Source organism: Vibrio sp. 10N.261.51.A4 (assembly GCF_041471945.1).
In the GTDB taxonomy this organism is placed as follows: Bacteria; Pseudomonadota; Gammaproteobacteria; order Enterobacterales; family Vibrionaceae; genus Vibrio; species Vibrio crassostreae_C.
Genome location: NZ_JBFRPJ010000098.1, coordinates 1 through 9,286 on the forward strand (window position 1 = coordinate 1; position 9,286 = coordinate 9,286).

The following is a 9,286-nucleotide window of genomic DNA, read 5'->3' on the forward strand; positions in this document are numbered from 1 at the left end:
TAGGTTCATGGGGCGTTTACGATACAATTGGTAAAAATTCAAGGTGATGAGGCACCGCTGTTCGCCCCGTTTTCTGGAGTTCAAATTGCAGGAGAGGGCGTGCAGAGTTGGGATAAGCTTGAGGAAGATCCGACGTTTCTATTCGGTTTTTGTTTAGAAGCTGGTGAGTTTGTTTATATCAACAATGAATTATCTCAAGCTGTTGGTTTTGATATTTCTGATGTTGAACTTACGGTAGAGCAGCTTTGTAGCATGCTGAAAGTTCGCAATGGTGTTTGTATAGAGCACAATACTGGCTAGGGCGGTAGCTACATTGTAGCGTTTGGGGAACTAAGTGAATGCTAACACAAGGTGATCTATGCCCACACTGTGGTTTGATAATTATGATGCCAACTGACTTAACTCCAGATTGTCTAGGCTGTGGAAAGATTATCAATCAGGAGACAGACCAAATAGATGGTGACGAATTTTATGGTATCTAGACGATAGCATAACTATTAAGTCCTTCTTTTTCATACAAGACCAAATAACTTAGTGAGCCTATTTTGAAAAATATTTTGGTAGCCGTGACAGGCGCAAGCCCTCAAGTCCTAACAGAAACGCTGTTTGCATTGAATCATCAAGGTAAAACAATGCCTGATGAAGTATTTGTGATTACTACCGCTAACTCTAAGCTAACGCTAGAAGAAGGGTTGTTTCAAGATGGTCATTGGAACAAGTTAATACAAGATTATCAACTTCCAGACATTAAGTTTAGTTCTGACAATATTTGGTTGATCTCTGATGAAGAAGGCAATGTGTTAGATGATGCAAAGGCCGAAGCAGACCAAGTCGTCATGGCTGACTTTATTACACAGAAAGTAGAGGAGTTGACTCGCAATGACGATGTTGCGATTCATGCTTCAATTGCTGGTGGACGAAAGACAATGGCTTTTTACATGGGCTACGCAATGTCTTTGTATGGCCGTGAGCAAGATGTGCTGAGTCATGTGTTCGTAGACGATGATTTTGAGTTTGTGAGTGAATTTTATTACCCAACTCCTTACGACAAGTACATCGTCGGGAGAGATAAAAAAAAGGTCGTAAACACCAAGGACGCTAATGTTACCCTGGCTGAAATCCCGTTTGTAAGAATGCGTCGTCAGGTTGATGAGTCAATTTACAACCAAATGCAAAGCCATTCGTTTTCAAAAACTGTATCAGCTTTGAATAGTGCACATAGCTCGGAAATTAAAGTAAAAATTTCGACCAAGGATAAGATATTAGATGTGGCTGGTGTACCTGTAAAACTTACAGCTAAAGCGCTAGCGATTTACTTATTCTTCGTCAAAAAAGCCATGAGAACGGAAACGTTGGGGCGAATATTTGAAGAAGACGTTGACCAAACACGTGAATATTTAGAAGTATTAGACTCAATGAAAGCCGACGTGCGTTTGTACAAAAGCATGGGTTTAGAAGATGAGGGGCAGTGGCGTCAGAATGATTTTGAATTGACACCTAAATTGACGAAAGACTTTGTACGTCAGTCATTAAGTGCATTCCATAAAACGTTAGAAGGGCGTTTAGTTCCAGATATCGTGGAAAAAATCAAAGTGCACTCTGATGGTGCCAAAGCCGGTGCGAGTTATAGTGTCAATAGTGGTATTACTATTGAGGTAGATGGGCTGGTTGTCTGACGCTAAACAAATGTTTGGTCTGAAAACCTTGGATCCATTTAACATTAGTGCGTTAACGCAGGTGTGATAATAGGATCTTTGATGGCATGGTGTATCTTCTTTGTGAGTAAGCATAAATAAGGTACATCAATGAGATTTCTGAAAATAAAGGAAGTCATGACAAAGACCGCTTTAAGTAGGTCTTCTATTTATCGAAAGATGAGTGAGGGCTCATTTCCTAAGCCCGTGCCTATAGGGGAGAGGGCCGTTGCTTGGGTCGACAGTGATGTAGAAGAGTGGATGAAAGAGTGTGTAAAGCAGCGATGATTGCATCTAGTCGAAAGGGAACACATCCAAATAAACATCCAGTAATTGAAGAAAGGTAATGTATGACCTGCTTCGCTGTGGGCTCATCGGCACCAGTTTCCTAAATTCTCTTGTGAGTGAATCACGGTTCTCTTTTTTGGTCTGAAGCAGGTGGATGCTAATGTTTCCTTTTGCATGATAGCCAAGAAACTTAGCTTCATCCGAACGGTGTATATCGACACCAATTGCTGTCATTTTTTGAGATAACCGATCATATCTATGTGGGATAACTGCTTCAATAGTTGTGGCATTAAAGCCAACTCGGCTTTGTACTAACTGTTCCCAATATCGGTAATGAGAAATGACTTTATCAATCGTTATTTCATCGGACGCTAGTTTATGAGAAAAATGCCATTTAATTCTTACGTGCTCATCCTTAATGCCAATCACTTTCATGGTTTTGAGTAAGAATGCGACGGTCTTTATATCATGCGTTCGAACTAAGTGTCCTTTAGCCCCTACACAATGGTGAAGCGCTTTGGTTACTTGGGATAGGTTGATCTTGGCATTACGTAGCGCCTCTGATTGCAACGATTTATCAAATTGCTGCATAAAAAAGTTGAGTTGATCTATTTGATATTGATTTAGCCTGTTTATGCCGCAAAACTCAGGAAGGGTGTTTTTGGATCTTCTCGTGTAAATCTCGCCATGTGATTCCAGCCTAAGTGCAATCCGAGTTATGAGCTGTGCAGATATCTTTGTTAATTCTGCGGCTTGTTTTATAGAGTAACCATAACTTAATAGGGAAATGCATTTAAAAACGTCAGCAATGGGAACACTGTTTGACGAAGGTTTTCTCTCTTCTTTGTTAATAAGTAGCTCAAGAGATCGTTCAAGGTCGGGCTTGGATTTTCCAACCATAGTCATTGGTAGTGCGTCATGATAAAGAGCCAGCGGTTTGCCATTTCGGATTGGCCTCATACTCTTGTTATCGAGTTTTACTGTGTAATCAATACTATACTGCAATAAGTGAAGGGGAGACTCATTTCGCCTCCTATTTAATAAGTAAATATGAAGGGCGGCTAGGTGTATATAAGAGCTGAATGTCGTTTCAATGGTGCCATGTCCAAGTAAACGTGATAGTACAAATGCCTTTTTCCTTGTATTAGTGCATATACCCAAGCGATGAAATAGCTGGTTTTGCCTATCTGCCGAGAAGAAATTGTGCTGCAATGGCAGAGGGAGGTTATTAGTAGGGTAGCGATTGAAATTGATTAATAACCAATTCCAATTTGCAAAGCTGTGCCGTAGGTGATGAAACCTAAGTTTATCGTCTTGGGTGATCTCTTTTAAGACGACAGTAAGTAATGTAAATGCGTTTTTTAGTCTTTTAGGATCCTGAAAAATTAGAGCATTTGCCTTTTGAGAGCCAAGTTTGGATTTGTCGATAAATGAAATGAGCTTCTTTTGCCAGTGAATAGGCATCAAGCAATCTAGTGGTAAGTTGCGAGCACTGTTTCCAGTTTTTAAGGATCGATACTTATTGAGTCTGATATGTACTTGAAGGTAGCCGTGGTCGTTCAAATGAAAGTCATTAAGTTGTAGCCCTCCAATTTCGCCTCTACGCAAGCCGCCGTAAAATCCAAGTAAAAATACAACAAGAGCAAGTTCAGCTTCTAAACTATCTTTGTTGAGAAATGATGTTACAGCATCGGCTTCGTGCATTGTGATTAAGTTAGCACTGACATTTGATTTAGATGTTGTTATATCTAAATCAGAGAAGCATAGTTCGGGCACAATTTGAGAACTCACGACAAAATCAGCAAAGTAGAGGACGAAAGATTTCCTTTTAGTTGAGTTGATTCCCTCCGCAACGATATTCAACTTTTCTGCCCACTCTAGAGCATCCATTGTGAATAGGTTACAGTAATTGAATTCTGCTATGAATGGGATTGCGAAGGTTCTCACATAATCGCGAATGGTACTAAAAGTGAGTACTTTCTTCCCTATGTCACCCCGATAAAGCAATTGATACATCCAACTGACTAGAACCCAAACTACTGGATATTTACTAGCGTTATTTTCGGCTTCAAGCCATTCAAAAAGCCCCCTCCTGATTAGCCGCCCTTGATGGGCTTGTTCCTTTCTAGTGTTTTTCGATGTCTTCAATAGGTCCAAGAAGCCATGCAATATGCGCACTAACTCATCGCTACTTAGCTCAGTAATATTATTGTAAGAGGTATGGTTCTTTTTCCATGCGGTGCTTTGTCTAACCGTTGCGGCCTGGTTTGTTAATCTCGCTGGTGGTTTTCTGAAGACATCAATCTTATCGAGGAATACGCGTTTCATTGTTGAACGAGTTAACGGTGTCGATTGTAGTAGGCTAGATTGGATCCTAAAATCGATAGGACTCTGAGTTAGCACCGTTTCGATTCGATGACATTGGCGAATATCAGAAAGATTCAAAGAATATTGTTTAGGTATAGCTGCAGTATGATGACAGTAATCATTGATACAACACATGATTTTTGATGATGTTAACTCTGCTAAGCTTCGTCGTGAAGCCAACTCAGGAACAAGAGTAGGAGCTGTGAGGTGGTACTCATGTTGATGCAATATTGCCTTTTTAATCAATAGCCTAGACTGATTGTAATGTTTCATATTTATGAATGAAATTCGGTGTAAAACTAGAAGGGCTTCAGCGACTGGTGACAGAAAATATTGTTGCTTTCCAGAAAAATAACTTAGTTGTTCAGTTCGATATAGGTCTTGGTTGTTGGTGATTAGAGCTGATATATCCTTTGTATTGACACATCCTTCTTTTAAAAATAGCCATAAAGCAAGCCTCCCTAATGACTGTTCTGAAGACAATGATAATGTGGGTTTCTTGATCTCTGCTTCAAGTTGAGAATAGAGTTTGTCAGCTAACGAGGCTTTGAAAATATTTCCTGGCGTAACTATAGGCTTATCCCTACGAATTTCAGTAAATGAGCCTAAAGGGGGAGAAGTAACCTGGAACTCTCGCTCTAACAACACCAAATAGAGTTGTAAAATTTTCCGCTGCAGGGATTGGACATCTATATTCGAATCGAGTTTTGACTGGAGCACATTGAGTGATTTTATTGTGATGGCGTCAGATTTTGCTTCTTTATCATAAGTGACCACAAGTAATTTAGTGATTAGGGCGTGTAGTTTCTCTATTAACTTTTTTGCTGCCTTTTCTGTATCGAGGACAAATATATTCTCAATATCTTGTTTAAATACTACTGAAGCCTCTGCAATTAATCTTTTAAGGTCTATTGAAGGTGGCATACAGGCTCCTTAGGCCAACAGCGAGCGAATTGGAGTTAAATTCAGATCATTGGCCATACCTTGGATTATTGGACTGACGGCCCTGCATGCTTCGTTGAAGTCGAAGGTTGAATAACGTCCAAGAGGAGCTTCACCAGTGGACCAATGTCCCATAGTGAAGGCTATCGATTCTGGTGGCAGGTTGCTCTTTGTTAAAAAGGTTCTCAAGTAGTGTCGAGTTGCATTGAGAGGGTAGTCTGTATTTTCTTGTTCACTTAACCAAGCTGGGTGTACGTTCCTCATATGTATACCGTGGCGGTTTTCCATGAAATAGAAAAGTACACCGGGGTATATTTTTGAGTTTTTAATCTCTGAGAACCAGTTTGTTGCTTCAGACTGCTTAATTGATAATGACTGAGTCAACTCTTCTGTTTGCTTCTTGGCGTGGAATGCTATTTCAGGTTGTAGTACATGAAGAATGTTAGTTAGCTGTTTGAGGTGGTTTTGATAATGCTTGATCTGTTTATCCAGATTTTCAGCGAGTGGAATAATGCGTGCGTGGGTGAAGTCTACGTCATCTTTATCGCTGATCATTAGCATTTTATAACGACTCAACCTTAAATTTAAAGAAGGGAGAGGGTTATAAACAGCGCGGTAACCTGTCATTGCTAACAGCATTGAGCTTACGTAAAACACGTAATCATTATGATATTGGATTAATTTGTCATACGAAGACTGTATTTCGAGCTGGTTATACCCAGCCAGCTTTCTTTGAAGAGATGCGTAACGCTTTTGAAAGAACGCTTTAGAAGGTAAAAACCTAGAACCAACAACATTGCAGTCACAAGTAATTAGATAATCAATGAGTTTTACATTTCCTACTTTAATACTGGGGATAAACCCTAAAGAGGTTACTCTATCAACGATAGCTTGCCAGAAATAAAAGATACTTGAGCTCATTTCCATAAATGAATATTGAGTATAGTGGCGACTAGCTCGTGTTTTGTAGGTGGTATGATTGAAAGCGAAATCGAAAATAACAGAGTCGATTAATTGGTTGGCTTCGTTAAAGTTAAGACTGAAGTATTGAATTGATTTAAGACTGATTCTGACGGCGTGCGTTTCTGATAGGTTCTTCAAGAATGTTGCACAGCTCTCCCGATACCTGCTTTTAGATATTTTATTAAACAACGGACCTGCATTTCGTTGATTGAAGTCCAATATAGAAACTAGAAAATCGGGTACTTGTGTGAGTGAATAGTCACTGATTTTTATTAACTCACTTGAGCTAGAGTATTCGGCGACTGTGAGACTATCAACAAATGTAGCCTTAAAGTGCCAAGTGTTATCAATCCGCACAAAGCCCTCACCATCTTCAGAGTGTTTATCGAGAATCTTTAAAGAGCAAACATCTGCTATCGGTCTCGATAGGTAAAGTGAAGCAGTAAGCAGCTTACAGATCACATTCGTCTCAACAACTCCGATAAGTTTACGATAGTTCTTTTTCTTATTTAGTTGAAAAAGTAGAAAAGAGAGGTCGTGAATCTGCAGTATGGTTTTATCAAGAGAAGTTGAATTGTGGGCGCGCTGAATACTTTTGGAGATGTTTGTTATTTGTGTTTGACGGGATGAGTTCTCATTGATCTGCTTAATTGCTGGAATTTCATGTTCCGGTTTTCTGTCTATTGTGGACTCTTTCTTTACGAAGCTCATCGAAGGAAAGGCTTCGGTTTGTTCAATACCTGATTTAGTGTTGTCAATTCGAGTATTTGCGATACTTGCATAGGTATCGTTGCTAGCACCTATAACACGCTCGAGTTGTTTGTTGTTGAATCGTTGTCTCAATACTGCACGTGTTGACGATTTCTTTTTAGTCCTATTTTTCCAATTTAGATTGAAGAAGTTGCAGAGTTGCCTTAGTTGGTTGTTAATCGATCCTTCGTATGTATTGGTTTTACGCAAGGTGTCGAATCGGTCAGCAATTTCATTGGTTGTTACCCCAGCGAAGTTGGGTAAGTTAAATGTTTTATTTCGGTTTAGATTACGAAAAGCACTAGTCACTTCCTCTTCTCTTTCAATCTTGAAAATCGTTTCCATATGTTCAAAGAAGTGCGATAGAAAGGTGAGAGTAAAAACAGCACGATTAGAAGTTGAAAAGAACATTTTGTATTGTGCAAGCAAAGCAAAAATAACGTGGGTTTGGCACCAGCCCCGTTCAAAGTGATGGTTTGAAAAGTCGTCCTTGCTAGAGATTTTTGAATCAGCAATTGCCTTAATAAAACTTACTAAATCGTTTTTTGAAATGAGAAAAACGGTTTCGAAAAAGTGTGGATATTGTTGTGCTATTTCGAGTAGGTTACTTAGTACTTCGTTGAGCGCTCTGAATGAAATAGGGCACTCAATTAAAGTGAGAAAATCATACAATCTTTCGAATTCATCATCGCTCAAATTCAATTGTTCATCTAATAAATTTTGCCTAGAAATGAACTCTCTCATGGTCATAAATCTCGATTTGAGGTATTCAATATGGCGGCTAGTTCTTTCTTAGTTTTTAGCTCTGGAAAAATTACTTGCCACTCTTTGTTTGTTAGATAGCTACCTTTTGCCTCATCATTAGGGAACCAGTTTTCTAAGAAAAATTTCACAGTTTTTTCTTTTGTGATAAACAGCTTTTTTAATAATTGGGTGGTTAAATCGGACAAAAATATGAGCCGTTTAATGTCGTTTTGAGGCTTTTTAGTGAGTAAGATAACGGGTGTTTTTCTAGTGAGTGACTGTTCGGAATTAATCGTATTTATAAGTAGAAAGTGAGTGAAAAGACCCGATACGAGATAATAATGATTTCGTTTTTTATAGACCCAAATTGGAGATTGCAAAGCGACTAGGTTGCTCATAGCCTGGGTACTTTTTGATGCAATCGACTTTGACTTTAAGGCTGAAACGGGATTTGACTCCGCGATGATTTCTGCGAGATCAGGGTCGATAGATATGTCACAAAGATTAACGTGAGAGAGCTCTACGTTGCAGAGCAGGGTAGCGTCGTATTTCTCAAGTCTAGATATAAAATCGCTCAAATGTTAGATCTCGTAGTCGCAAATTGAAATTTGTAAAACTAACTAATTGTAGTATATGGATGTGACAAGAGTGTGCCCAAATTCATACATAAAACATTTCGTCACAACAAAACTTAAGTCATTGATTTTAAGTATTCTAGTTTAAGTGTCTGTTTTTCCGACAGAGAGCATGAATCTAGGGTATCCATGTAGATTTTCTATTTGTACAGCTACTGCCTTGACATGGCGGGGGTCGGTGATTCGAGTTCACTCGGACGCACCATTCCTTATTTGTTTTTATTGCATAACTATTGAGTTTGTCACAATGGTAGTAATAAGAAATTAGAACATCGCCCGCTTAGCTCAGTTGGTTAGAGTACTTGCATGACATGCAAGGTGTCACTGGTTCGAGTCCAGTAGCGGCACCAAATTCGTTCTTTCTGAACAAGCAAAAAGCCCACCTAGCGTGGGCTTTTTTGTGTCTGCGTTTCTGGAAAGTACCTTAAATAGCATCATTCTTGTCTGCCTCCCCGTTGAATAATTATTGGATGAGCTAAGTGACTCATATCTCTCAAACTCGATTTGTGACCGCGTGGTGACCATGCTGTGACAACCTTCTAAGCATCTACAGTTTGGAGTAACAGAACATTTAAGAAATAGTCATCAGCACATTTTTAAAAAGAATGCTCTCGTTAATCTGAGTCTGGTGCGGTTTGAAGGGTCCAGCACTACGGTTAATGCAAAACTACTATAGAACTTAGGCTCAAGTTATCAACGTTAACTTTGTGCGGCCAGTGAAGTGGGTGTGCAACAAATTATAGTGTTCTTGTTAACGGGTGATGGCTGATGAGTTATTTCAAGGTGAACTAGGCGCCAGTTGTAGGTGAGGGTAGATTCAAGCAGAGTATAGAAATGTTCAAAAATGGGAAATAGAAAAGAGCCAAATAAACATGGGTTCATTGTAAACGCCCCATGAACCTA

General features: G+C 39.3%; 6 protein-coding genes and 1 tRNA gene. 4 read left to right on the forward strand and 3 right to left on the reverse strand.

Translation table 11 applies throughout. The features are described 5' to 3' along the window. Positions 1 to 27: 27 nt before the first annotated feature. From AB4384_RS20380 to AB4384_RS20390, 3 genes are all read left to right on the forward strand, one after another. Positions 28 to 300 (forward strand): hypothetical protein, encoded by a 273-nt coding sequence (locus AB4384_RS20380; RefSeq protein ID WP_372130032.1) that lies wholly within the window; start codon positions 28 to 30, stop codon positions 298 to 300. 245 nt (positions 301 to 545) lie between these two features. Beyond that, entirely contained in the window at positions 546 to 1,676 is a 1,131-nt protein-coding gene (gene csm6 / locus AB4384_RS20385) for a CRISPR-associated ring nuclease Csm6 (RefSeq protein ID WP_372130033.1), read from the forward strand. A gap of 129 nt (positions 1,677 to 1,805) precedes the next feature. Beyond that, positions 1,806 to 1,982 (forward strand): AlpA family transcriptional regulator, encoded by a 177-nt coding sequence (locus tag AB4384_RS20390; protein WP_017071512.1) that lies wholly within the window; start codon positions 1,806 to 1,808, stop codon positions 1,980 to 1,982. A 6-nt stretch (positions 1,983 to 1,988) separates the two neighbouring features. On the opposite strand, the gene AB4384_RS20395 is transcribed toward AB4384_RS20390, so the two are convergent. Genes AB4384_RS20395 through AB4384_RS20405 form a run of 3 tightly spaced genes read right to left on the reverse strand, consistent with a single transcriptional unit; the run spans position 1,989 to position 8,146 of the window. Further along, a complete protein-coding gene (locus tag AB4384_RS20395) occupies positions 1,989 to 5,273 on the reverse strand; it encodes a tyrosine-type recombinase/integrase (RefSeq protein ID WP_372130034.1) in 3,285 nt (1,094 codons plus the stop codon). A gap of 9 nt (positions 5,274 to 5,282) precedes the next feature. Then, positions 5,283 to 7,748: a hypothetical protein gene (locus AB4384_RS20400; protein ID WP_372130035.1), complete on the reverse strand. Its 2,466-nt coding sequence runs from the start codon at positions 7,746 to 7,748 to the stop codon at positions 5,283 to 5,285. Positions 7,749 to 7,750: 2 nt separating this feature from the next. Next, complete coding sequence (locus tag AB4384_RS20405) at positions 7,751 to 8,146, reverse strand: hypothetical protein (RefSeq protein WP_372130036.1); 396 nt, start codon at positions 8,144 to 8,146, stop codon at positions 7,751 to 7,753. Between the two features lie 511 nt (positions 8,147 to 8,657). Between AB4384_RS20405 and AB4384_RS20410 the strand changes: the two genes are divergently transcribed. Next, positions 8,658 to 8,733: transfer RNA gene (locus AB4384_RS20410), tRNA-Val, on the forward strand. Positions 8,734 to 9,286: the final 553 nt, after the last annotated feature.